This is a genomic window from Bartonella sp. B10834G3 (genome assembly GCF_016102505.1).
In the GTDB taxonomy this organism is placed as follows: domain Bacteria; phylum Pseudomonadota; class Alphaproteobacteria; order Rhizobiales; family Rhizobiaceae; genus Bartonella; species Bartonella choladocola.
In genome coordinates this window covers 699,847-724,229 of sequence record NZ_JACFOM010000001.1, presented here as the reverse complement: position 1 = coordinate 724,229, position 24,383 = coordinate 699,847, and the positions used below count along the sequence as shown (strand labels likewise).

The window sequence follows — 24,383 nt, the reverse complement described above, 5'->3', positions numbered from 1 at the left end:
GGAGGCTTTCATGGCCGAAAAAAAATATATCGTTGCATTGGATCAGGGCACAACAAGTTCGCGCACATTGGTTCTTGACCATGATGCCAACATCGTCAGTGTCGCCCAACGGGAATTTACCCAGATTTACCCTCGCCCCGGCTGGGTCGAACATGACGCACGCGAGATATGGGCAACGCAAAGTTCGACTTTGACAGAAGCTCTGGCAAAATCGGGTATCAGTTCGGACGAGATTGCAGCAATCGGAATTACCAATCAGCGTGAAACAACGGTGGTTTGGGAAAAAGCCACCGGCAAACCGGTTTATAATGCCATTGTCTGGCAGTGCCGGCGTACCACCGATATTTGTGCGAGACTTAAAAAAGAAGGGCTTGAGGATTATATCAAGGAAAATACCGGTCTTGTCATCGACCCTTATTTTTCAGGAACAAAAATCGCCTGGATATTGGAAAATGTAGAAGGCGCACGAGAAAAGGCCGATAAAGGCGAACTGCTTTTTGGCACGATTGATACATGGCTTATATGGAATATGACGCAAGGGCGCGTTCACGTTACCGAATATACCAATGCCTCGCGTACCATGCTCTTCAATATCCATAAACTGGACTGGGACGAAACAATGCTGAAAGCATTGAATATTCCCCGTTCCATGCTGCCGGAAGTCAAAGCATCTTCCGAAATCTACGGACAAACCAACATTGGCGGGCGTGGGGGTACGCGTATTCCGATTGCCGGAGCTGCCGGTGACCAGCAGGCGGCATTGTTCGGTCATATCTGTGTTGAAGAGGGGCAGGCTAAAAACACCTACGGAACCGGTTGTTTTATGTTGATGAACACCGGCAAAAAAGCTGTCAAATCAACCCATGGTCTGGTCACAACATTAAGCTGCGATGCTCAAGGAAAACCGGCTTATGCTTTGGAAGGATCTATTTTTGTGGCAGGTGCTGCAATCCAGTGGCTTCGCGATGAATTGAAGTTTTTTACTGATTCCGAAGATTCAGAATATTTTGCAGAAAAAGTAGGTACGGCCAACGGAGTTTATGTCGTACCGGCATTTACCGGCCTCGGCGCGCCTTATTGGGACCCGTTTGCCCGTGGCGCGATTTTGGGACTGACGCGGGGCGTGAACCGTAATCATATTACCCGTGCAACGCTCGAATCAATTGCTTATCAAACCAAAGATGTTCTCACTGCTATGTTGGCAGATGCACAGACAGACCTGAAAACATTGCGTGTTGATGGCGGTGCTGTCGCCAACAACTTTCTTATGCAGTTCCAATCCGACATTTTGCAAAAGCCGGTCGAACGCCCGCATATATTGGAAGTGACAGCGTTCGGCTCGGCTTATCTTGCCGGTCTAGCGGTCGGCTATTGGTCGAGTCTTGATGAATTGCGCAAAGTTGCAACTGTTGAACGGGTGTTCAAACCTTCCAAAGATGTGGCAAAACAAGAAAAACGTTATGCCGGCTGGCGAAAGGCTGTCGAGCGGGCATGTTCATGGGATTCGGTTTTTGAATGAAAGCCGCAAGCAACAAACAAGGCTAGTCTAAAAAGCTTTTTAAAGAACCCGAACACATAAAAATGGAAGGCACATAGAGAGTTTATGTGCCTTTCAATTATCTATTTGGAAAAGATACTGTAAAACCGGATTGATCGGCTGTTGTCGCTTTACACGTTTACGACAAAGAAACATGAAAACTTGTAATTTCGATCAAGTAACAAATCGCTAAGCGTTTCGCGTTGCCAATTGCTGAAGATATGCCTTTCAGGATGCTCGTACTTTTATAACCTGTTTGAAGTAGCGATTTGAAAACAGTGTATTCCAGTTAAAAAGCCATGTCCTATTTCGCACCGGAGATAAAATTTCAGATAATTCCGGCAGGGATATTTTTACAAATCCTCTACAAGTTTTGAGCACTTGGGACAGTGATAGTTTTACTTCAACCTTACCTTACATTCGGAGCAGCCTTGGTTTTTCTCTGATAGCGGCTATCACTTTGATAGCGATACAAAATTTCAAACTTGAATCGGCTTCAGATTTTCCGAAAATTGTCGCTCTTAAGAATTATTGTTCTGGCAATTCGTATTGTCCGGAGTGGGTTAAAATGTTACGGCTCACGAATTAATTATAGAAAATTCGTTTTAATAAAACTTGTCGGCTAACGAGGAAATTTAGTTCCCAGAAATACTTTATATAGTGGAAAAATTATAAACACATCGAATGAAATCTTAAAAAGAAAGGCACGTAACATAATTACGTGCCTTCCAAAGTTATACAAAGTCTAAATTATCTGCAGCGTGCTTCAAATACCTTGCCGTTACGATCACGATAATGGCAGTAACGAACGTGATTCTTGGTGCGTGAATAGCCGATCAAGCCACCGGCAACAGCACCAATAGCAGCACCAGCGGCAACAGCCTTGCCACCTTTACCGAATGCAGCACCACCCAAAGCACCGAGTGCAGCACCACCAGCGCCCCATTTCGCAACTGTCTTTTCGTTCTGAGTACAAGCTACAGTTGAAAAAGCAAACATCAAAACGATGAATAAAGAACACAATTTTTTCATGGTTTAACTCCAAAACCCTCAATGTGTGTCTATATAGCACAGTCTAAATCGCACCGCTCTAAAAATAGTTAATAGTCTATTAAAAATCGTTGTTTTCATTGCAGATATGCAACAGATGCGACTATTGGAGAGCGACGAGGAGAGAAATACAAAAAAATTGGCGAACAAATTTTTCAACTATAATAATAAAAACAACCTTAAGTTTAAAAATATTTCCTTTGTGAGGAAAAAGATATTTCCTTTGTGAGGAACTTTTAAGAATGGTGTCAGGCTTTATAGCTTAACAGTGCAATGAATGGCGTCAAAATATTCATTAAGAAGAGCAGTTTGTTGAAACAACAGAACACGTGTTATTGAAACGACATAACAAGTATTATTGGAACGACCGAAATCCCGTCATTGAAACGAAATAATTCAGGATGACAGATTGCGAGCAATCTTCAGAGCTTACGCGAATAGAGAATGCAAAATAAAGGGCGCTATTTCAGCAGCGCCCGTTTTATTTGCGAATTTCAAAGAGAAAAATTCCGTCTTCAGATTTTTACATCTTTTTTGTAATTCTTTGTATTTTTGGCAAATTGCCCATGAGGACGGAAGCGCCACAAATAGGAAGGCAAAACAGCTTCCATTGCTCTGGGCTTAATGCCGACACCTTCCAATGTCCGCCCTTCAAGCTTTGCTTCTTCAGAAACAATGCAATCTTTTTTGAGCATTTTGATCTGCTCGGAGGTTGTCACTGTCGGGATCATCGGTATTTTTCCAAGGAGACCGAAAATTCCACCGATAAGGCTTCCAATTCCGAAGGGTACAGAAACCAGCGCTTTTTTACGCATGATAACTTTAAGCATTTCCTCGATAGCGTGACGATAGGTGAGTACTTCTTTGCCGCCCAGTTCATAAATCTTGCCCGTCGGAACATGTCCTTCGATAGAAGCAACAACAAAATCGGCAATATCGCCGACATAAACCGGCTGAAGCTTTGTCTCGCCACCGCCAAACATCGGCAACATCCATGTGAAGCGTGACATATCGGCGAGTTTGTTAAAGAAAGAATCTTCCTGACCGAAAATAACCGAAGGGCGCATAATAATGGCACTCTTATGGGCTTTCTGAACAGCCTGTTCGCCAAGTGCTTTGGTTTTCGGATAGGAAAGGTTGGAATTGATATCGGCATTCAAAGCCGACATGTGAATGAGAGGAATACCGGCACTTGCTGTAAGTTCGGCAACATTTTTTGCACCTTCAACCTGCACATTTTTGTAATTGTTTTTGCCTTGCGCATAAAGAAGGCCGGGTAGAAACACGGCTGCATCGGCATCAATCAGCGCACGTGCGACAGATTCACGATTGCGTACATTGGTTTTGAGCATCTGGGTTTGTCCGACTTCACCCATTTGCAGCATATAATAAGCCACTTCAGGCCGACGCACGGCAATGCGAACGCGATAGCCACGTTTTGTCAATGTCTCGACCACATGGCGACCAACGAAACCTGAACCACCAAAAACGGTAATAAGCTTGGGATGTTGGTAAAGTTCGGTACTGAGCGTCATAGGGTGCACTCCTCAAAAATCGTCAATCTCTGCCTTTGTATGGTTTAACTTGTTTTGTCCTGAACGCAAGTCTTTAGAACTATTCTCTTTAAATGTTGAACGGATTCACGGAATTTTATTGAGGCGGTGTGCCATTTTTCTTCAAAAAATCACCGGCCATATAAAGCGAACCTGCAACAAGAACAGTTCTTCGAGGTGTTGTACCTGCAATTTTTTGGAAAGCGTCTTCAATAGATGAGGTGGTTTGTGCTTTCAAACCGGCTGAACGGACAACTTTAGCCAATTCTTCAGGTGCTACACCGCTATCGCTCGACAGTACCGGCACAGTATAAACTTGGTCGACAAGCCCGTTCAGTTCTTTGAAATAGTGGAAAGAATCCTTCGTATTAATCATACCGGCCACCATCGTCACCGGTCCCGCTCCTTTTTCTTTCCAGTGCCTGATTTCTTGTGCAATGACTTTCGCACCTGCCGGATTATGCCCGCCATCGAGAAAAACTGTCATCGTTTCCGGTAAAGAATCAATCAGTTTGCCGTGGCTGATGCGCTGCATTCGTGCAGGCCAGACAATATTTTGCATAGCTTTGGCAATATGCTGATCGGTCAGTTTGAAACCGGCATGGAGAACAGCTTCAATGGCACTCGCTGCATTGCTAATTTGATGATCACCGCGAAGCGAGGGAAGCGGAAGCTCTATCAAACCGTTTTCATTTTGGAAAACCATATGCCCATGGTCATTATAGGCTTGGAAATCCTGACCATAAACAACAAACGGTGCGTGGCGTTTTTGCGCGATGGTTGTCAAAACGTCGATAGCACCATCGCTTTCCTGCTTGCCGATGACAAGCGGAACCCCTTCTTTGATAATGCCGCCTTTTTCAAAAGCGATTTTTTCAACCGTATTACCGAGTAAAGCAACATGATCGAGCGATATGGGCATAATGAGAGAAACGGCGGGCTTTTTAATGACGTTGGTTGCGTCAAAACGCCCGCCCAGCCCCACTTCAAGAATGACAGCATCAGCCGGATGTTCGGAAAAAAGCAGAAAGGCAACAGCCGTCAATAACTCGAAAACCGTAATCGGTTCATCATGATTGGCTTTTGTTACCCGTTCTATTGCGTCGGCAAGAGTGTCATTATCGACAAATTTGCCACCACCTTTTTCACCCAACCGGTAGCGCTCGTTCCAATGAACAAGATGGGGAGATGTATGGACATGAACACTATATCCGGCACTTTCAAGAAGCGCACGGCAAGTTGCTGCTGCCGACCCTTTTCCATTGGTGCCCGCAATATGGATTATCGGAGGCAATTTCAAATGCGGATTGCCAAGATTTTCCAAGAGCCGCGAGATGCGTTCGAGCGAAAGGTCAAACCCTTTCGGATAGCGCTTGAGAAGGCTATTGATAAGCGTGTCTACCCGATTTTCGGTCATTTTATTTCATTTCAAGCGGCTTTATTACCGTGATGTTTGCCCGCATGATGTTCAGGAGCCGGCAATTTCATCATCAAGCGCAAAAGCTTTGCAATGGTCGACTTCAGTTCAAGTCGTGAGACCACCATATCAACCATACCATGTTTGAGGAGATATTCGGCGCTCTGGAATCCTTCCGGCAGCTTTTCGCGAATGGTTTGCTCGATCACGCGGGGACCGGCAAAACCGATCATCGCACCGGGTTCGGCTATATGAACATCGCCCAGCATAGCATAAGAAGCGGTAACACCACCTGTCGTCGGATTGGTTAAAACAACAATATAAGGAAGCTTTGCATCCTTCATCATTTCAACCGCAACAGTGGTGCGTGGCATTTGCATGAGTGAAAGTGTGCCTTCCTGCATACGGGCGCCGCCAGAGGCCACAAACAGCACCAGAGGCCGTTTTTCCTGAATGGCTGTTTCAAATGCTTTGATAATGGCTTCACCTGCCGCCATACCGAGAGAACCACCCATAAAGGCAAAATCCTGCACAGTGGCTATAATAGGGAGGCCTTCAATAGTGCCACGTGCATTCAGAATATCGTCGTCAACACCGAGTTTCGAGCGATAATCTTTCAAACGGTCAATATAGCGCTTTTCATCGCGGAATTTCAGCGGGTCAATGACAACTTTCGGATTTTCTAAAAGTTCATAGGCGCCATCGTCGAAAAAGCTTTCCAGACGGGCTTTTGCAGGCATACGCATATGATAGCCCGAATTCGGAACGACATATTGGTTTTTTTCGAGATCTTTATGAAATACCATTTCACCGCTAGCGGGGTCTTTGACCCATAAATTTTCTGGCATCTCACGACGACCAAACATCGAGTTGATCTTCGGACGAACATAATTGGTAATCCAGTTCATCTATGTCACCTTATCCTGTTTGTTGGCAAAGCTTCAATTCAGCCTTTTCTGGCTTCCGATACACCTGCACTCAATTGCTTTACAAGGTCGCTTGCCGCTTTTGCCGCATCACCCTTCGGGTGGCCATTTTCATCAAGAGTAGAAGCAATGGCATTGACAATTGCACTTCCGACCACAACACCATCAGCAGCGCGACCGATTTTTGCTGCCTGTTCTCCGGTTTTGATACCGAAACCGACAGCAATCGGCAAAGACGTGTGTTTCTTAATATTTTCCACCGCTTTCGCTACAATATCGGTGTCGGGCAAGGCTTGACCGGTAATGCCCGTCATCGAGACATAATAGACAAAGCCGGAGGTATTTTCCAGTACTTTCGGCAGCCGTTTATCATCGGTTGTCGGCGTTGCCAGACGAATGAAATTGATACCCGCTTTGACGGCAGGCAAGCAAAGTTCATTATCCATTTCGGGTGGCAAATCAACAACAATCAAACCGTCAAGATCGGCTTTTTTGGCGTCGACCAGAAATTGATCCACCCCATGCACATAGATCGGGTTATAATATCCCATCAGCACAATCGGCGTGGTCTGGTCGGTTTTGCGGAATTCACTAACGAGTTTTAAAGTTTTATTGAGTGTCTGTCCGGCCTTCAAAGCGCGGATACCCGCCGCCTGAATCGTCGGGCCATCCGCCATCGGGTCGGAAAAGGGCATTCCAAGCTCGATAATATCGCTACCGGCTTTCGGAAGTGCTTTCATAATTTCAAGTGACGTGTCAAAATCAGGATCACCCGCCATCATATAGGTCACAAGAGCCGGACGATTGTTATTCTTGGCTTTTTGAAATGTTTCTTTGATACGTGTTGTCATAGCCGTTCTCTCAAACTCACATATTCATGCCAAGAAGTGTTCCGACTGTGTGAACATCCTTGTCACCACGGCCGGAAAGATTGACAATGATAATCTGTTCTTTATCCATCTTCGGCGCTTCCTTGATGGCTTGCGCAACCGCGTGCGAGGATTCAAGCGCCGGTATGATGCCTTCAAGGCGCGTCAAAAGCTGGAAGGCTTCCAGTGCTTCTGTATCAAGAATCGGCACATATTCAACGCGGCCTTTGTCTTTGAGCCATGAATGTTCCGGCCCCACGCCCGGATAATCAAGGCCTGCCGAAATCGAATGGCCTTCGAGAATCTGGCCATCGTCATTCTGGATAAGATAGGTACGATTGCCGTGCAAAACCCCCGGACTTCCGGCTGTCATCGAAGCGCAGTGCTCGTTGCCTTTAAGGCCACGGCCGCCGGCTTCAACGCCGATAATTCTGACAGTTTTATCGTCAAGGAAGGGATAAAACAGGCCGATCGAATTTGAACCGCCGCCAACGGCAGCAATCAGCAGATCGGGAAGGCGGCCTTCGCGCTCAAGGATTTGCTCTCTTGCTTCTTTGCCAATGACAGATTGGAAATCCCGAACCATTTCCGGATAGGGGTGCGGGCCTGCAGCCGTGCCGATAAGATAATAGGTGTCGCGGACATTGCTCACCCAATCGCGCAAAGCTTCATTCATGGCGTCTTTCAATGTGCCATTTCCGGCTTTGATCGGATTAACCTTGGCACCTAGAAGTTCCATGCGGAAAACATTGGGTTTTTGCCGCTCGACATCGGTGGCTCCCATATAGACAACACAAGGCAGGCCGAAACGCGCGCATACGGTGGCTGCTGCAACGCCGTGTTGTCCGGCACCGGTTTCGGCAATGATACGGGTTTTGCCCATGCGGCGCGCAAGCAGAATTTGTCCCAGACAATTGTTGATTTTGTGGCTGCCGGTGTGGTTCAGATCTTCCCGTTTCAAATAGATTTTTGCACCGCCAAGATGCTTGCTCAAACGCTCGGCATAATAGAGTTTTGACGGACGGCCCGCATAATTGGTGGAAAGATTTTTCAGTTCGATGTTGAAAGCCGGGTCATCCTTGGCCTCGTTATATGCTTTCTCCAATTCCAGAATAAGCGGCATCAATGTTTCGGCAACAAAACGCCCGCCATAAATACCGAACATCCCCGCTTCATCGGGGCCTGTCTTGAAGGAATTGATTTCAGCCGACTTTTCCACGTCAGTCTCCTTAATTTTCAACGGCTTTTTTGACAGAATCAAAAAAACCTTCAATCAATTTTGTGTCCTTAACACCGGGGGCACTTTCAACGCCACTTGAAACATCAAGAATGTCGGGAGAAGCAATCCTTATCGCTTCTTCCACATTTTGCGCACTCAATCCACCGGAAAGCACGGTTTGACTATCTTCGTCAAGCGACTTTAACAGCGACCAGTCAAAAGACACACCATTACCTCCCGGCAATTGTGAGCCTTTTGGAGCTTTGGCGTCAAATAAAAACATATCGGCTATACCACGATAGGCAGAAACCTGATCGAAATCCGATTGCTCACGGATAGAAAAAGCTTTGATAACGGGTAATCCATAAGTGGTTGCAAGCTGTCTCACGCGTTCGGGTGTTTCGTGGCCATGAAGCTGGAGAATATCCGGTTTGACATGAGAAACAATGTCTGAAAGCAAGCGATCATCGGCATCGACAGTAACAGCAACAAGCTTGACCGGCTTTTTGACAAGCGGGCGCAATAGTTCTGCTTCTTCAATTGAAAGATGACGCGGGCTTTTGGCAAAAAAGATAAAGCCGATATAATGCGCACCATTGTCGATGGCAGCTTTAATTGCTTCAGGTGTTTTCAACCCGCATATTTTTACAAGAGGCTTCATGATCTCTTGTTGTCACAAAAGTCGGATAAAGTCGAGAACATGTTGAAATTGTCCCTGATCTATTGTGACAAAGACTTCTTTTTTATCGACAGGCTTTTATGAAGATAGGTCATCAGTGCCGCAGCAAACAGCGGCGTCAACAAGTTCAGCACCGGCACAGAAACAAAAAGTGCAATGATAAGGCCGCCACAAAATACGTAAAGCGCATTCTGTTTATAGAATTGGCGGGCGTCAAGTTCTGTGCGATGGCGGCAGGCGGCAAATTCAAAATATTCGCGCCCGAACAGATAGCCGTTGATTGCATAAAAAGCGACGAGATTGACGCCGGGGAAGAAATAGAGAATCAAGGCAATGATATTGCCGACAATGCTCAAAGCCAGAAATTTCAGCGAGATGACAAGCGAACGGCCGAGCGACATTGCATGCCCCGCCGGATCGTCGGGATAATCTGTTTTTTCGATGATTTCTGCTGCATCATCCATAAAATAACCGCCGATCAGAGATGTGATTGGCGCAATTAACAGTGCCATTAGCAGAGCAAGCCCCACCGAAAAGACAATGACGGCAACAAATCCGAGCCAGCCTGCCCAATCGGGAAAATCAGGCATATATTGTTGCAGCCACGGCCAAACATAATAAAGGAATAATTCGCGCAAGCTGAACCATAAAATTGCCAATAAAAGCAATGTGACGCCCAATGCTTTCCAAAGCATGGAACGGAATGGCGGTGTGAACAAACGCGAAAAAGCGCGATAGGCTGCATCAAAAATCATGGGGATATAAATAGAAAGCGGTCGAAAAGAAACAAGAGGGACTTTAGCTTTCCTGCCTTTTGTGCTCTGAACTGGTAATGAGCGGAGGATAATAAAATACGGAGAATGAGATGGCACAATATGATGTTTTGACGATTGGTAATGCAATTGTCGACGTAATTGCCCGGACGGACGAAGATTTTCTGGTCAATAACGGTATCATCAAAGGGGCGATGAATTTGATTGATGCAAAACGTGCCGAACTTCTCTATTCACGTATGGGGCAAGCTATCGAAACATCGGGCGGCAGTGCGAGCAATACGGCCGCGGCACTTGCAAATCTCGGTGGAAAGGCCGCTTTTATGGGTAAAGTTGCCGCCGATCATTTGGGGCAGGTCTTTGCCCATGATCTGCGTGGACAAGGTGTTGTTTATGATACGCGGCCTCTGGAAGGTCGTGCGTCGACCGCACGTTGCATGATTTTCAACACACCCGACGGCGAACGCTCCATGAACACCTATCTTGGCGCTTGTGTCGAATTCGGACCTGAAGATGTCGAAGCAACGAAAGTTGCCAATTCCAAAGTGATTTATTTTGAAGGTTATCTGTGGGACCCGCCACGAGCAAAACAGGCTATGCGACTGGCTGCAAAAATAGCCCATGAAAACGGAAGACAGATGGCGATCACGCTTTCTGATTCTTTCTGTGTAGACCGTTATCGGGATGAATTTCTCGAACTTATTCGTACGGGCACGGTCGATATTGTCTTTTCAAACGAATCGGAACTGCTTTCACTTTATGAAACATCGTCATTCGATATGGCAATTACCGCTATTCGTAATGACGTTCGCGGCTTTGCCTGCGTCACACGCAATGCCAAAGGCTCTATCATTACATCGCGGCAAGAAACATTCACGGCCGGTATCTATCCGGTTGAACGGGTTGTCGACCAGACAGGCGCCGGCGACGTTTACGCTGCCGGTTTTCTCTACGGTTATACCAATGATATGTCGTTTATGGATAGCGCACGGCTTGGCGCACTTTGTGCCAGTGCCATTATCCAGCAAACCGGCCCGCGTGCACAATTTTCACTCAGAGATTTTGCAACACAGGCCGGACTGATTCAGGCCGGATAATAAGTATCCGGATAACAATTATATCGACTTTTATTGACCGGCACGCCGTCAGGTGATCGGAAGCGGGCTGAAGGCGCAATCAATTCGAGCTTTCGCCCGCCTCGAATTGTTTTCGGCAATTGTTCATTCCGGCAACCGATTGTGTTCGATCAGCCTTTTCTATTGGTAATCGAAAAAGGGTAGTTTTAAATCTATAAACCGCCAAAACGGATTGGCAACAAAGGTTCCGGTTCAGCCTGAAACATCCGCTTCAGGCTGGAACACATGTTGCCTTGGTGTTATCGGCTTTTGTGAACGTCTATTCCTTAAGCCGGTTGGTAATTGCATTGAACATGAGTGATGTTTCAAGGGGTTCTGCCAAAGGAGATGGTGTGGCTTTATCCCACGATGACCACTGGACAAACACCATATTCTCTTGTTGGTTGACAACCAGCATCTGCCCGAAAATTCCCATACCCCACATTGTTTCGGAATTGCTCAGGCCAAGTTTGGGTGAAACATTATTGGCAGAATCCGGCACAGCATTGTTCCACCATGCATAGCCGTAACTTCCATCCGGATGCCTTTCATTGACCGAATTTTTGGCTTTGCTCCATGTGCGGGCGTCAACAACCCAATGATCGGGCAGGATGGTTTTGCCATCAGGAACAAAACCGTTATAAAGAACAAACTGGCCGAATTTTCCCCAATCTTCCAACGTCGCATTAAAACCATGGGCGCCGCTATCGTGTTTACCTTTTACATAGCTTTGCCATACGCCATCGCTAACCATGCCATACGGTTTCCAGATTTTCTCCTCCAAATATTTCGAGATAGGCATTTTTACAGCCTTTTCCAACGTATCTCCGAGAAGCCATGCACCACCTGATGAATATGCCCAAACTTTTCCCGGTGTTGTCTTTATTCCACGTTTTTTGTTGATGACGAGATCATGAACACAAGAATAGGATTCTTCCAATGCTTCGCATTGGGTGAGTTTGGAAAAGTCGGAATTATCATCCTCATAATTTTCATCCCATTCGACACCCGACGTATGTTGCAACAGTTCCCTCAAGGTCACATTTGCCCACACCGTGCCTTTGACATCGGGGTTGTAGCGGATAATTTTATCATCGAGTGATTTGATTTTTCCTTCTTTGATCGCTACGCCAACAAGAGTGGAAACAACAGATTTTCCAACCGAACGAGAAGTCCATAGGGTTTGGGGCGTATTGCCGTGAGAGTAAAACTCCAGCACGACAACACCATTTTTTATCGCCATCAGCGCAACGACCTTGTTGCGCTCTACATATTCCTGCAAATTGTAAGAATGACCGTCAACCGTATAACTGACGCTCGACATATCGTGTATCTGGCGCGTGAGAGGACGCGGCGTCCCATGTTTGAAGACATCAGCCGGATAAGAGCGGTAGCTATTGCGAAAGCCGATAATCCGATCTCTCGAATTCCATTTTAACATGTCTTTGACATCGGGTAATGTTTCATCAATCGGTGTAGGACATTGTGTCAACTCCGGCACGCCGCACGGGGAGTTGGCATAAGTGTTTGGAATTGCACTTAATCCCGCCAATATAATGCTCAAGCCAAATAATTTTATATTCATCTATTTCAACATCCTTGATCCAATAGTCTATGAAATATTCAAGTTTTAAATACCCTAATACTCTTAAGGACTTAATGATATAATAATCGGAATTAAGTCGTTATGTGAATTTCAAATAGTAATTTATCGGCGCTGAAAGATTAAAAGGCGGTTTATTTGCCAAAAAAGGTTGCGATTTTTTTAGCAATATGTTGTGCAACTTCATCCTTGCTCATTTTCGGCCATGTTTCGACATTTTCCCGGCTCACACATGAAATCCGGTTATAGTCGCCACCCATAATACTTGTACCATCTTTGGCAATGGCAACATCATTAGCTAAAATGAAATCGGCGCCCTTTTTATCAAGTTTCTTGCGGGCATTTTCGATAAGGTCGTTGGTCTCGGCGGCAAAGCCGATAATGAGTTTCGGCCGGTTCGGGGCATGGCCGATAGTGGCAAGAATATCGGGATTTTCGACCATTTTCAATGTCGGGGCAGATTGGCCTGATTGTTTCTTGATTTTTTGCGTGGCACTTTCGGCGCTGCGCCAATCGGCAACAGCCGCAACAAATATAGCGGCATCGGCAGGCAAGGCGCGTTTTACCGCATCGAGCATTTCTATTGCCGTTTCAACATGGATTGTTTCAACACCATCCGGATCCGGAATGCTGACGGGGCCTGAAACGAGCGTTACACGGGCGCCAAAATGGTGAAGTGCGGCGGCAATTGCATGTCCCTGTTTGCCTGAAGAGCGGTTGGCAAGATAACGCACGGGATCTATCGGCTCATGGGTCGGCCCCGACGTAACAATGATATGTTTGCCGGAAAGGGGTTTTTCTCCACAATCAAGCATGGATTCGACAGCCGCAACAATCGCGAGCGGTTCACTCATACGACCGCGTCCTGCCTCACCGCGTTCAGCCATTTCGCCGATTTCCGGCCCGATCGTTCTGACACCATCCGTCATGAGAGTGCTGATATTGCGTTGTGTTGCCGGATGTTTCCACATTTCCGGATTCATCGCCGGCGCAATAAGAATCGGTGAATTGGCCGCAAGAAGAATAGCTCCCGCAAGATCATCGGCAATGCCATTTGCCATTTTTGCAATCCGGTCGGCCGTTGCAGGGGCTACAACAATCAGATCGGCTGATCGGGCGAGCCTGATATGTCCAATATCATGTTCATCCTGGCGTTGAAAAAGATCGGTAAAAACATGGCCGCCTGAAAGGCTGCCCGCAGCAAGCGGCGTTACAAATTCTGTCGCAGCTTTCGTCATCACCACAGTAACATTTGCTCCCCGCTCTTGTAATCGGCGAATGAGATCAAGCGCTTTATAAGCCGCAACTCCGCCGGTTATAATCAAAAGTATCGACTTTGATTTCAATGATTGCATTTCTCTGGCGCTCGCCGCAGATGGAAAGATTTCGGCACTATGACCGGAGATCAATAAAAGCCGTGCTTCTTCTTCCATAGAACGTTTATTTTTTGCAGCGTTGAGACGAAGTTTTTCCTTCGCTTCATCCGGTAAATTGCGAATTGTAATACTGGCCATGGAAAACCTCCCGAACAATCAAAATAAGCAATCAATGCAATCAAAATTTTATCCGGTTTATCCTTTTCAAACAATCACGACAAGTGCATCAACCGGATTTATTTTATTCCTCATTCGTTTTCATGCGTCATTGTTTTTGGGTTTATTATGTGTCGTTAATTATAATATTAAAATGATTTTCAAAATTTTATGAGTGAAGTCTTTTATCTGATATATAAAATTAGCTCTGATCTTGTCTCTTATAATGATGTAATTCAAGAATTCATCCATATGGGGAAAATATATGCGTTGTTTTGTTCCATGGTTGCTTTCATTTTTATTGATATTGATCACGTTGAATGAAGCAACATGGGCTGAAGAGCCGTCTTCGAGCGGGAGCGGTTTTGCGATTACCGATGATGGCTGGATTTTGACCAATGCACACGTTGTTAGAGGATGCCAACGGGTCGAAATCGGCAATACGGGGGAAGCAGTTGACCTTCGCATGGATTCCCATGATGATCTTGCGCTGATAAAAGCATCGGCTGGTGTGCAAACACGGCCATTGGCATTAAGGCATGATGTTATCCGGTTGGGTGAAGATATTATTGCGCTCGGATTTCCACTAAACGGGATTTTATCGGATTCGATCAAAATGACGACCGGCAATGTCAACGCCCTTTCGGGGCTTGAAAATGATGCGCGTTACTTACAAATCTCGACGCCGGTTCAACCGGGAAATTCTGGTGGTCCGGTGATCGACAGATATGGTCATGTTATCGGTATAACCACTGCTGTGTTATCGAAAAACTATGCCGATCAAAACGGATTTATTGCACAAAATGTCAACTTCGCAATCAGAGCAGGCGTTGCGGCACTGTTTATGGAAGCACAAGGTTTTAAAGTCTCTTATGCCGACGATGATAAAGGGGCACCTGTTCCATCCACTGCCGATATTACCGAAAAAACAACGCCTTCGGTTTTTAAAATTTTGTGTTACGCCGCGACGCCGACCATCGAGGCCAATCAGACATTAAAGCAGCCATTGCCTCCCTCCAATCCGCCTACCGGCGTTCAGGGCAATGTTAACCTACCACCCGTTAATCAGCCTACCGTAACGTTCATTAATCAAAATAATTACGATGCCATCGGGTTTGATTACCGTTCTGTAAAACATGTGAGTTTCGATAATTGCTTGCAAATGTGCGAAAATGACGGGCGTTGTCAGGCACTTACCTACCACAAACGTCTTCATGCCTGTATGTTGAAATATGATGTTGTTGCCCTTATTCGCAATAAAGACGCCGCTGCATCCTTTATCTCAAGCAAAAGGAATAGCGTTAAAATAACCGATTTTATGGCGATGAGTAATGTCGATATTACCGGTGGCGATTACTCTTATATAGAACAAACCGATTATTTTACCTGCTTCATAGGATGTGTTTCCGACCAGCGGTGTATTGCTTTTTCGTTCATCCCCAGAAGAAAGCAATGCTGGCTCAAAGATCGTATGGGAACGCCAAGGGCAAAAAAAGGCGTTGAACTCGGCGTAAAATGACAATTTCGGGTTAAGTGTGGACTCTGTTTTATTGATCTCGTGAAAGAGCACAATGCTGCCGCAAAAAGAGAGGCAGTTTTAAACTTTTATAGCGTCTGCCTTGTCTCACTTTAACCGCGATCAACAATATTCAGGATCAAGCGGGAGCTTGTCATGTCGAATTGCGGGAATTTCAGCTCTGTGACATTAAACGCCACCCATTATTTTGGATCAAGCGGGAGGCCGCCAGCCGCAATACGGTTTAAAGCCACATAACAAACTTGTCGGGTTGACCAGATTTTTTATCATCAAACGACAAGCTTATAAGTGATAATCACCATACAAACAGCGATCAAAACCATAGCATAGCGGCCAAAACGGTTTTGTTTTGCCTGCATCAGGGCAAATCTCTTCAGTGTATCATCATCAAGATGAAGGCCATTCTGCGCCATTTTATCAGCACCTTTCTGGATGCGTTCGACGCTTCTGACAAGCTCTGGCGTTCTGCGGGCAAAAGTAAGGAGCGATTGCGCCCCCTCGGTCAAGTCTTTTGCCATGCCGATAGGCCCCAAATTTTTTGTAATCCATTCTTTTACAACCGGTTCGGCGGCTTTCCACATATTGAAATGGGGATTAAGCGAACGGGAAACACCTTCTACAACCACCATGGTTTTTTGTAACAGCAAGAGTTCCGGCCGTGTTTGCATGTCGAAAAGTTCGGTCACTTCAAAAAGCAGGGTCAACAATTTGGCCATCGAAATTGTTTCAGCCGATTGACCGTGGATCGGTTCGCCTATGGCGCGATTGGCCTGTGCAAAGCTTTCCATATTTTGATGGGGAGGCACATAACCGGCTTCAAAGTGCACATTGGCGACACGCCGGTAATCGCGGGTAATAAAGCCATATAAAATTTCGGCAAGAAAACGTTTTTCCTGTTTGCCGAGCCTTCCGGTAATGCCCAAATCGACAGCGACAATACAACCGTCTTTATCAACAAAGAGATTTCCCGGATGCATATCCGCGTGGAAAAAACCGTCTCGCAATGTGTGTTTCAGGAAGGATTGCATGAGCGTGACGGCAAGTGCATCGAGATCGAAACCGGCGGCTTTAAGCCCGTCAATATCCGACATTTTGATGCCGTCAATCCATTCCATGGTCAGAACATCACGTCCTGTGCGCTCCCAATCGACTGCGGGAACACGAAAACCTTTATCATTTCTGGTATTTTCGGCAATTTCAGAGAGTGCCGCCGCCTCAAGGCGTAAATCCATTTCAATTTTAGTGGTTTGTGCAAGCGTGTCGACAACGCTGACCGGTTTTAACCGTCGTGTCGCCGGAACATAGCGTTCCTGCATTTCCGCAGCCAGATAAAATCCCTCAAGATCTTTTGCGAATCTTCGTCTCACGCCGGGGCGGATAACCTTGACCGCAACTTTACGCAGACTCCCGTCAGGATTGCGCACGGTTGCGGGGTGAACTTGCGCCATCGAGGCGGCTGCAATTGCCGGACCGAATTCGACAAAAAGATCATCTATCTTGCGGCCGAGTGAACCTTCGATTTGTGCCACAGCCTGTTCATGCGGAAAGGTATCGACATGATCCTGAAGGCTCGACAGGTCTTTTGCAACTTCCGATCCGACAATATCAGGGCGTGTTGCAAGAAATTGGCCAAGCTTGATATAGGATGGGCCAAGCTTGTTCATTGCCCGCGACATATTTTCGGAGCGGTTGGTTTTTTTACTTCTTTTTCTGGCAAACCAGCCGGCGAAACGATGGAAAAATGCAAGTGTAGCAGGTAATCCATCGCTTGGAAGTGCGCTTAACACACCTTCACGTGCCAGAATGAATCCGACACGCATAAGACGGAAGGATGCGGTAAGTTTCGACATTCAGACCTTCCAGCCAGAGTGCATTGCGGCAATGCCACCGGTCAGATTGCGGTAGCTGACATGTGAAAAACCGGCTGCCCGTATCATTGCAGCAAAATCTTCCTGCTTGGGAAATTTGCGGATAGATTCGATAAGATAACGATAAGATTCTTTGTCACCGGCAATCATTTGCCCAACGCGCGGTATGCCCTGGAACGACCAGATGTCGTAAAGCTTGTCAAGAATCGGCATTTGTACTTCCGAAAATTCCAGACACATAAACCGCCCGCCCGGCTTCAAAACGCGGTAAGCTTCCGACAGTGCTTTGGCAATGTGGGGAACATTACGGATACCGAATGCAATTGTATAAGCATCGAATGTATTATCTTCAAAGGGGAGTTTTTCGGCGTTCGCCTCGACAAAATCGAGATAAGGAAGGAGGCCGTTTTTCTTTGCTCTTTCGCGGCCTACTTCCAGCATGGAACTGTTGATGTCAAGAACGGTTGCATGGGCATGGCGACCGGAAGCTTCGACAATACGAAACGCAATGTCGCCTGTACCACCGGCCACATCGAGAACTTTATACCCGTCGAGATGCGAAGGGTGAAGCCATGCAACAAATGCATCTTTCCACAAACGGTGCATACCTACCGACATGACATCATTCATAATGTCATATTTTTTGGCCACAGAATGGAAAACTCCGTTGACCATCGACTGTTTTTCCGATTCGTCGACTTTCTTGAAACCGAATGTTTCTTCCATCCCGCCTTTTGCGCCGACGCGCTCTGTCTCAGCAGTCATATTTGTGACCTTTCAAATTTATTCCGACTTTTTTCTAACCTAACTTATCCGTTTAGGGAATGGGTTCTGACGAAAAAGTAGGACCAGGGGCGCTTCACCCTTTTCATTCCACATGAATGGTTTTATACGACATATAGAATGCTGTAATGAGGAGAAAAGTCTATGGGTTTAACAATTGTTTCCCACCCTCTTGTCCAACACAAATTGACAATGATGCGTCGCAAAGAAACATCGACTGCCGAGTTTCGCCAACTTGTGCGGGAAACAGCATTTTTGCTCGGCTATGAAGTCACACGTGATCTGGAGCTTGAAACCGTTCACATCGAAACGCCGATGGAAGAGATGGAAGCCCCGATGCTCAAGGGCAAGAAACTTGTTCTTGCCTCGATTTTGAGGGCAGGCGAGGGGTTGCTTTTCGGTATGCTTGATCTTTTGCCTTCTGCGCGCGTTTGTCATATCGGCCTTTATCGCGATCATAATACACTTGAAGCTGTCGAATATTATTTCAAAGCTCCCGAAGATATTTCCGAGCGTCTGGTTATTGTGGTCGATCCGATGCTTGCAACAGGAAATTCTGCTGTCAAAGCCATAGACCAATTGAAAAAACACGGTGCCAAACAGATACGGTTTGTGTGCATATTAAGTGTTGAACAGGGTATCAAACAGTTGCAAACCGCCCATCCCGATGTTGATATTTTTACGGCCTCGGTCGATCGTGCGCTTGATCCGGCATCCTACATTCTTCCCGGCTTGGGCGATGCAGGCGACCGTATGTTTGGCACAAAATAATAACGCATAAAATTATAGCAATTCAGACGGATGAGTTAAAAAAACGGCGTGTCCGGGACATGGATAGAGCGGAATAATTGCTTGTTTTATGTTCTCCAACCGGTGGCATGATTGAATTATCTTTCGCCTTTTCCGATTTTTTCTGCTTTGAAATTTTTGAGGCAAATTTATGGGGAGTGCAAAGCCAGGTGACCGACCTTCTCCTATAAAACCGGATTGGGCATTCGTCACTGGCCGTTTTGTTATCGACCATTTTGTAATTGGAGGTTTTGCGGGGCTTGAAACAAAGGCTGACAAATAAAAGTTGACCGGCCAACGTCCATTTTTCGGGCTTGTTTTTTAAGGATTTATGAAGTGTGGATGAAAGGGAGGGAAAGCGATTGGCCGTTTCCGTTCCCCTTGGTTTTAAACGCGGTTAAGGTCATGCGGTGTTTTGAACAGACAAATTTGCGCTAAAACCGGCAGATGTTTGCAATGTTCATTGATTAAAAATTGCATTTTGACGGATTGGCCGTCCGAAAAACCGGACCTTTGCAACGGAAGCGGATGTCGCTCTTGTATCGAATATAATAAAAACCATATGCATTAAACGGGTAACAGAAACTTTGACGGTTCTCGTGGCTTGGCAGATCAACAATACAAATGGAGGATTACGAGATGATATTGAAGACTGTGCGCATGATTGCACTGGCAGCAGCTACCGCGACGATTGCCCTTTCCGGTTTTGCAAGCTCTGCTTTTGCAGAACAAAATGCACGCATCAGTTGGTCGGCATTGACCACAAAACTGGAGCAAAGCGGCTATAAAATTCACGAACTTGATGAAAAGCATGAAGGCTGGAAAGCGGAAGTTATCGACAAAAACAATCAACGCCTCAAGCTTTATATAGATCGTCAGGGCAATATAACGCGCCAAAAAATCGACCATTGATTATCGTGCGTGAATAGTGTCGGATTTTGTAACCGGTATTACGGATGTGTTCCGGATACCGTTTTTTTTGACGAGATGGATCGCAATATCAATATGGCTTACTTCATAACCTTCGGGTGGAAGAGGGAGCTTTTGCACATCCGGATCGTGACCATAAAGCGCAATGACTTCACCGCTTTCATAGTGAAAAAAACTGCTGTTACGGCAATTTGCCATAAAGAAAGATTTTTGCCCCGAAGACGCAACAGGCCTTACCAGTCCGGCTTTGGTAAAATGATGCAGGGTGTTGTAGATTGTTGCCAGTGAAATATCATTACCGGCACAAACAATATCTTGATGAAGCTTGTTGGCATCTATCAGGTTTGTTTTTCTATCGAGAATATATTTCGCGACAATCAATCTTTGGCGCGTTACACGAAGTCCGCAATTTTCCAATATGTCATAAACGATGTCACGCACCGGACTTTTATTTTTCGTCTTCTCGACGATCGGTCGGATGTGTCGTGTGTAATCCAACATAAACGCTCCTTATCGCCAAAATGTCGGCTTGAAAATGAACAAATCCATTTCTCGTTTTTGCAAATAGTTTGCAGTTGCAATTATTAAGAAGGTCTGTTACGCAATAAAGAAATTGCAAATGATTTGCAATAAGAAAAAACAAGTGAGAGGATTTTTGGAAATGAAGCCTGCTTTTTTGCAACAGGTCGGTCTCAAAACATTCATAGCCGCAATCGCAGTTCTGGCTTTGAGTTTCTTTTCGATTGTGGATGGTCATGCCGCTCAAAAATTCAAGGCGGTAACGACATTTACGGTTATTGCAGATATGGCACAAAATGTTGCCGGTGACGCAGCCGAGGTTCAGTCAATAACCAAGCCGGGGGCAGAAATTCATGAATATCAGCCGACACCGCAAGATTTGATGCGGGCACAAGGAGCCAATCTCATTTTGTGGAATGGATTGAATCTGGAATTATGGTTCGAGAAATTTTTCGATAATATTCACGATGTTCCCGGTGTTGTTGTTTCAACCGGCGTCGAACCTATGAGCATCAATGAAGGGCCATATAACGGTAAACCGAATCCCCATGCATGGATGTCGCCCACATCTGCTTTGATCTATGTCGACAATATCCGCGATGCATTTGTCAAATATGATCCACAGAATGCGGAAACCTACAAGCAAAATGCAGAAATATACAAAGCCAAGATCAGAGCAACGATTGATCCGATCAAGGAAGAACTTTCAGGCTTGCCGGAAGAGCGGCGCTGGTTGGTCACAAGTGAAGGAGCCTTCAGCTATCTTGCCCGTGATTTCAATTTGAAAGAGCTTTATCTGTGGCCGATCAATGCCGATCAGCAAGGCACGCCCCAACAAGTCAAACATGTTATTGATGCCGTGAACAAATATAACATTCCGGTTGTTTTCTCGGAAAGTACAATTTCGGATGCACCGGCCAAACAGGTCGCCCGTGAAACCGGTGCCAGATATGGCGGTGTGCTCTATGTCGACTCGTTGTCCGAGGCTGACGGCGTTGTTCCCACTTACATTGATCTTCTGAAAGTCACAAGCTCCACCATTGCCAAAGGACTAGCCAAATGAACACAGTGGGGATTTCGGCGTCGCACATTACAGTGACCTACCGTAACGGCCATACAGCCCTTCGCGATTCGAGCTTTGAGACGCCGACCGGTTCTATTACGGCATTGGTCGGTATCAACGGTTCCGGCAAGTCGACGCTTTTCAAAGCCATTATGGGATTTGTGCGTTTGTCTCGCGGCAGCATTACTATTTTCAATATGCCGGTGCGCAATGCACTAAAGAAAAATCTTGTCGCTTATGTGCCGCAATCGGAAGATGTCGATTGGAATTTTCCGGTTCTTGTCGAAGATGTTGTCATGATGGGACGTTATGGCCACATGAACTTTTTGCGTCAGCCCAAAGATGTCGATTATGCCGCCGTGACAGATGCATTACAGCGGGTAAATATGCTTTCCTTTCGCAAGCGCCAGATCGGTGAATTGTCCGGTGGGCAAAAAAAGCGCGTTTTTCTTGCGCGCGCTATAGCGCAGGAAGCAAAGGTCATTTTGCTTGATGAACCGTTTACCGGAGTAGATGTCAAAACCGAAGACCAGATTATCGCATTGCTTAAAGAAATGCGCAAAAGCGGTGCGGTTATGCTGGTTTCCACACATAATCTTGGTTCTGTACCCGAATTTTGCGACCGCACCGTTTTGATAAAAGGGACGGTTCTGGGCTATGGGCCGACATCCGAAATTTTCACCGAAGAAAACCTCACCGAGACCTTTGGTGGTGCATTGCGTCACCACATGGTTAAACCTTCGGATATGACCAATGGCGCAGACGTTGTCAGCGATGATGAAAGCCCGCTTATTCTTTATCCCCGACAGAAAAAGTGACTGTGATGATGGACTGGCTTGTCGAACCGTTTTCTTATGATTTCATGATAAATGCAATGTGGGTTTCCGCATTGGTTGGTTGTGTTTGCGCATTCCTGTCGGCATTTTTGATGCTCAAAGGCTGGTCGCTGATCGGCGATGCGCTTTCCCATTCGATTGTGCCCGGTGTTGCGGGAGCCTATATGTTGGGGCTGCCTTTTTCGCTAGGTGCTTTTTTTTCGGGAGGCCTCGCCGCCACCGCCATGTTGTTTTTCAACGAGCGGACGAAATTGAAAGAAGACACCATCATAGGCCTTATTTTTTCGTCCTTTTTTGCGCTCGGATTGTTTATGAAATCATTGAGGCCGATGGCTGTCAGCATCGACACGATTGTACTCGGCAATATTCTGGCGGTGAGCCCCGTAGATATTTTCCAGCTTGCTCTGATCGGCGTTGTCTCGCTCGTTATACTTTTCATTAAATGGAAAGATATGATGGTGACTTTCTTTGACGAAAATCATGCCCGTTCAATCGGAATAAACACCAAGGGATTGAAAATTCTGTTTTTTGCGCTGCTTGCCGCTTCAACAGTTGCGGCCATGCAGACAGTGGGTGCTTTTCTGGTTATCAGTCTTGTCGTCACACCGGGTGCAACCGCTTATCTGATAACCGATCGTTTCCAGCGTTTGATTGTTCTTTCGGTTCTGATCGGCATTCTCACAAGTGTAGTCGGCGTTTATTTAAGTTATCTGATCCACGCCCAGACCGGCGGCGTGATTGTATTGTTGCAGGCACTATTATTTGCTTTGAGTTTTATCTTTGCGCCCAAACACGGTTTCATTGCGGCACGGCTGCGTGCAAGGAAAGTACAATCATGATAGATACGCTTTTGTTTCCCTTCCAATTTCCTTTCATGATCCGGGGAATGCTGATTACAATGATTGTTGGCGTGCCGATGGCAATGCTATCCTGTTTTTTGATTTTGAAAGGTTGGTCGCTTTTGGGGGATGCAATCTCGCACGCCGTTTTTCCGGGTGTCGTCGCCGGTTATATGATGACGCCGGCAGCACTATTTGTTTTGGGGCTTATCCCCTTTATCGGTGCCGAGGCAATCAACCGGTCCGATGTGACCATGGCAATGATGGCCTTCGGTGCATTTCTGGCTGGCATGGTATGTGCGGTTCTCACCGGCTTTTTGGGGGCAAATAGCCGCATCAAGCAAGACACGGTCATGGGGGTTGTGTTTTCTTCAATGTTCGGTTTGGGACTTGTTCTGGCAACCAGTATAGAAAGCGAACTTCATCTCAATCACATTCTGTTTGGCCATTTATTGGGCGTAAACCGGATTGATATTTTTGAAACTCTCTTCATCTCGGTTTTGGTGGCCGTTACCCTTGGTGCAAAATGGCGCGATTTTCTGCTTTTTACGTTTGATCCCATTCAGGCAAAAGCTGTAGGGCTCAATGAACGGTTTTTGCATTATGCTTTATTGACAATGATTTCGCTGACAATCGTTGCGGCATTGAAAGCCGTCGGGATAATATTGGCTATTTCATTGCTCATTGCGCCTGGTGCCATTGCCTATCTTGTAACAAAACGTTTCTCATTGATGATTGTTATCGCGATCGCCATTGCGGTTATAAGCAGCTTTCTCGGCGTTTATTCAAGCGCGTTTATCGGTTCTGATGCGGCATCGACAATTGTATTGATAATGACTGTTCTTTTTATCGTTGCGTTCGGCTTTATATCAATTGCAGCACATATCCGTTCATCAGCAACTTGAGTGTTGACCCCGTTTAATGATAGAAGCTGAGGCGTAATTTG

General features: G+C 46.1%; 22 protein-coding genes. 9 read left to right on the top strand and 13 right to left on the bottom strand.

The window, feature by feature from the left end:
* The first annotated feature begins 10 nt into the window (after positions 1-10).
* Entirely contained in the window at positions 11-1,519 is a 1,509-nt protein-coding gene (gene glpK / locus H3S94_RS03110) for a glycerol kinase GlpK (protein ID WP_077990458.1), read from the top strand.
* Positions 1,520-2,287: 768 nt separating this feature from the next.
* On the opposite strand, the gene H3S94_RS03105 is transcribed toward glpK, so the two are convergent.
* The 8 genes from H3S94_RS03105 to H3S94_RS03070 form a co-directional block, all read right to left on the bottom strand.
* On the bottom strand, positions 2,288-2,569 hold the full coding sequence (locus tag H3S94_RS03105) for a hypothetical protein (protein ID WP_077990459.1): 282 nt from the start codon (positions 2,567-2,569) through the stop codon (positions 2,288-2,290).
* Between the two features lie 533 nt (positions 2,570-3,102).
* Positions 3,103-4,122 (bottom strand): complex I NDUFA9 subunit family protein, encoded by a 1,020-nt coding sequence (locus H3S94_RS03100; protein WP_198240249.1) that lies wholly within the window; start codon positions 4,120-4,122, stop codon positions 3,103-3,105.
* 115 nt (positions 4,123-4,237) lie between these two features.
* Positions 4,238-5,557, bottom strand: coding sequence for a folylpolyglutamate synthase/dihydrofolate synthase family protein (locus H3S94_RS03095; protein ID WP_198240248.1), 1,320 nt, complete (start codon positions 5,555-5,557; stop codon positions 4,238-4,240).
* An 11-nt stretch (positions 5,558-5,568) separates the two neighbouring features.
* Positions 5,569-6,465 carry an acetyl-CoA carboxylase, carboxyltransferase subunit beta gene (gene accD, locus H3S94_RS03090; RefSeq protein WP_077990462.1) on the bottom strand — a complete coding sequence of 299 codons (897 nt, stop codon included), beginning with the start codon at positions 6,463-6,465 and terminating at the stop codon, positions 5,569-5,571.
* Between the two features lie 38 nt (positions 6,466-6,503).
* The gene (gene trpA, locus H3S94_RS03085) at positions 6,504-7,334 is read right to left on the bottom strand and encodes a tryptophan synthase subunit alpha (protein ID WP_198240247.1); all 831 of its coding nucleotides are present in this window, start codon (positions 7,332-7,334) and stop codon (positions 6,504-6,506) included.
* 16 nt (positions 7,335-7,350) lie between these two features.
* Positions 7,351-8,517, bottom strand: a complete 1,167-nt coding sequence (gene trpB / locus H3S94_RS03080) for a tryptophan synthase subunit beta (protein ID WP_077994388.1) — start codon at positions 8,515-8,517, stop codon at positions 7,351-7,353.
* Between the two features lie 64 nt (positions 8,518-8,581).
* The gene (locus H3S94_RS03075) at positions 8,582-9,232 is read right to left on the bottom strand and encodes a phosphoribosylanthranilate isomerase (protein ID WP_198240246.1); all 651 of its coding nucleotides are present in this window, start codon (positions 9,230-9,232) and stop codon (positions 8,582-8,584) included.
* Between the two features lie 59 nt (positions 9,233-9,291).
* Positions 9,292-10,005 (bottom strand): sulfate transporter family protein, encoded by a 714-nt coding sequence (locus tag H3S94_RS03070; protein WP_198230496.1) that lies wholly within the window; start codon positions 10,003-10,005, stop codon positions 9,292-9,294.
* 110 nt (positions 10,006-10,115) lie between these two features.
* Here H3S94_RS03070 and H3S94_RS03065 point away from each other — a divergent pair, with 110 nt between their 5' ends.
* A complete protein-coding gene (locus H3S94_RS03065; protein ID WP_077990468.1) occupies positions 10,116-11,120 on the top strand; it encodes an adenosine kinase in 1,005 nt (334 codons plus the stop codon).
* A 298-nt stretch (positions 11,121-11,418) separates the two neighbouring features.
* On the opposite strand, the gene H3S94_RS03060 is transcribed toward H3S94_RS03065, so the two are convergent.
* The gene (locus H3S94_RS03060) at positions 11,419-12,723 is read right to left on the bottom strand and encodes a serine hydrolase (protein WP_198240245.1); all 1,305 of its coding nucleotides are present in this window, start codon (positions 12,721-12,723) and stop codon (positions 11,419-11,421) included.
* A gap of 152 nt (positions 12,724-12,875) precedes the next feature.
* Positions 12,876-14,255, bottom strand: a complete 1,380-nt coding sequence (gene coaBC, locus H3S94_RS03055; protein ID WP_198240244.1) for a bifunctional phosphopantothenoylcysteine decarboxylase/phosphopantothenate--cysteine ligase CoaBC — start codon at positions 14,253-14,255, stop codon at positions 12,876-12,878.
* A 283-nt stretch (positions 14,256-14,538) separates the two neighbouring features.
* Here coaBC and H3S94_RS03050 point away from each other — a divergent pair, with 283 nt between their 5' ends.
* Positions 14,539-15,792, top strand: a complete 1,254-nt coding sequence (locus H3S94_RS03050; RefSeq protein WP_198240243.1) for a trypsin-like peptidase domain-containing protein — start codon at positions 14,539-14,541, stop codon at positions 15,790-15,792.
* Positions 15,793-16,079: 287 nt separating this feature from the next.
* Here H3S94_RS03050 and ubiB read toward each other — a convergent pair whose 3' ends face one another.
* Both ubiB and ubiE read right to left on the bottom strand, forming a co-directional pair.
* Positions 16,080-17,660, bottom strand: coding sequence for a 2-polyprenylphenol 6-hydroxylase (ubiB, locus tag H3S94_RS03045; protein ID WP_198240242.1), 1,581 nt, complete (start codon positions 17,658-17,660; stop codon positions 16,080-16,082).
* On the bottom strand, positions 17,661-18,443 hold the full coding sequence (gene ubiE, locus H3S94_RS03040) for a bifunctional demethylmenaquinone methyltransferase/2-methoxy-6-polyprenyl-1,4-benzoquinol methylase UbiE (protein ID WP_198240241.1): 783 nt from the start codon (positions 18,441-18,443) through the stop codon (positions 17,661-17,663).
* A gap of 162 nt (positions 18,444-18,605) precedes the next feature.
* Between ubiE and upp the strand changes: the two genes are divergently transcribed.
* Positions 18,606-19,232 carry a uracil phosphoribosyltransferase gene (gene upp, locus H3S94_RS03035; protein ID WP_198230501.1) on the top strand — a complete coding sequence of 209 codons (627 nt, stop codon included), beginning with the start codon at positions 18,606-18,608 and terminating at the stop codon, positions 19,230-19,232.
* Between the two features lie 657 nt (positions 19,233-19,889).
* On the top strand, positions 19,890-20,162 hold the full coding sequence (locus tag H3S94_RS03030; protein ID WP_077990480.1) for a PepSY domain-containing protein: 273 nt from the start codon (positions 19,890-19,892) through the stop codon (positions 20,160-20,162).
* Here the strand turns inward: H3S94_RS03030 and H3S94_RS03025 are convergent, their stop codons facing one another.
* Complete coding sequence (locus H3S94_RS03025) at positions 20,163-20,681, bottom strand: Fur family transcriptional regulator (protein ID WP_198240240.1); 519 nt, start codon at positions 20,679-20,681, stop codon at positions 20,163-20,165.
* Positions 20,682-20,841: 160 nt separating this feature from the next.
* Here H3S94_RS03025 and H3S94_RS03020 point away from each other — a divergent pair, with 160 nt between their 5' ends.
* From H3S94_RS03020 to H3S94_RS03005, 4 genes are read left to right on the top strand one after another with little or no spacing between them, the layout of a single operon-like run.
* Positions 20,842-21,762: a metal ABC transporter substrate-binding protein gene (locus H3S94_RS03020; RefSeq protein WP_198230503.1), complete on the top strand. Its 921-nt coding sequence runs from the start codon at positions 20,842-20,844 to the stop codon at positions 21,760-21,762.
* Positions 21,759-22,580, top strand: a complete 822-nt coding sequence (locus tag H3S94_RS03015; protein WP_077990483.1) for a manganese/iron ABC transporter ATP-binding protein — start codon at positions 21,759-21,761, stop codon at positions 22,578-22,580. The genes H3S94_RS03020 and H3S94_RS03015 overlap by 4 nt, the downstream gene beginning before the upstream one ends.
* A 5-nt stretch (positions 22,581-22,585) precedes the next feature.
* The gene (locus tag H3S94_RS03010) at positions 22,586-23,437 is read left to right on the top strand and encodes a metal ABC transporter permease (RefSeq protein ID WP_304504620.1); all 852 of its coding nucleotides are present in this window, start codon (positions 22,586-22,588) and stop codon (positions 23,435-23,437) included.
* A complete protein-coding gene (locus tag H3S94_RS03005; RefSeq protein ID WP_077990487.1) occupies positions 23,434-24,342 on the top strand; it encodes a metal ABC transporter permease in 909 nt (302 codons plus the stop codon). Before H3S94_RS03010 ends, H3S94_RS03005 begins: the two co-directional genes overlap by 4 nt.
* Positions 24,343-24,383 lie beyond the last annotated feature (41 nt).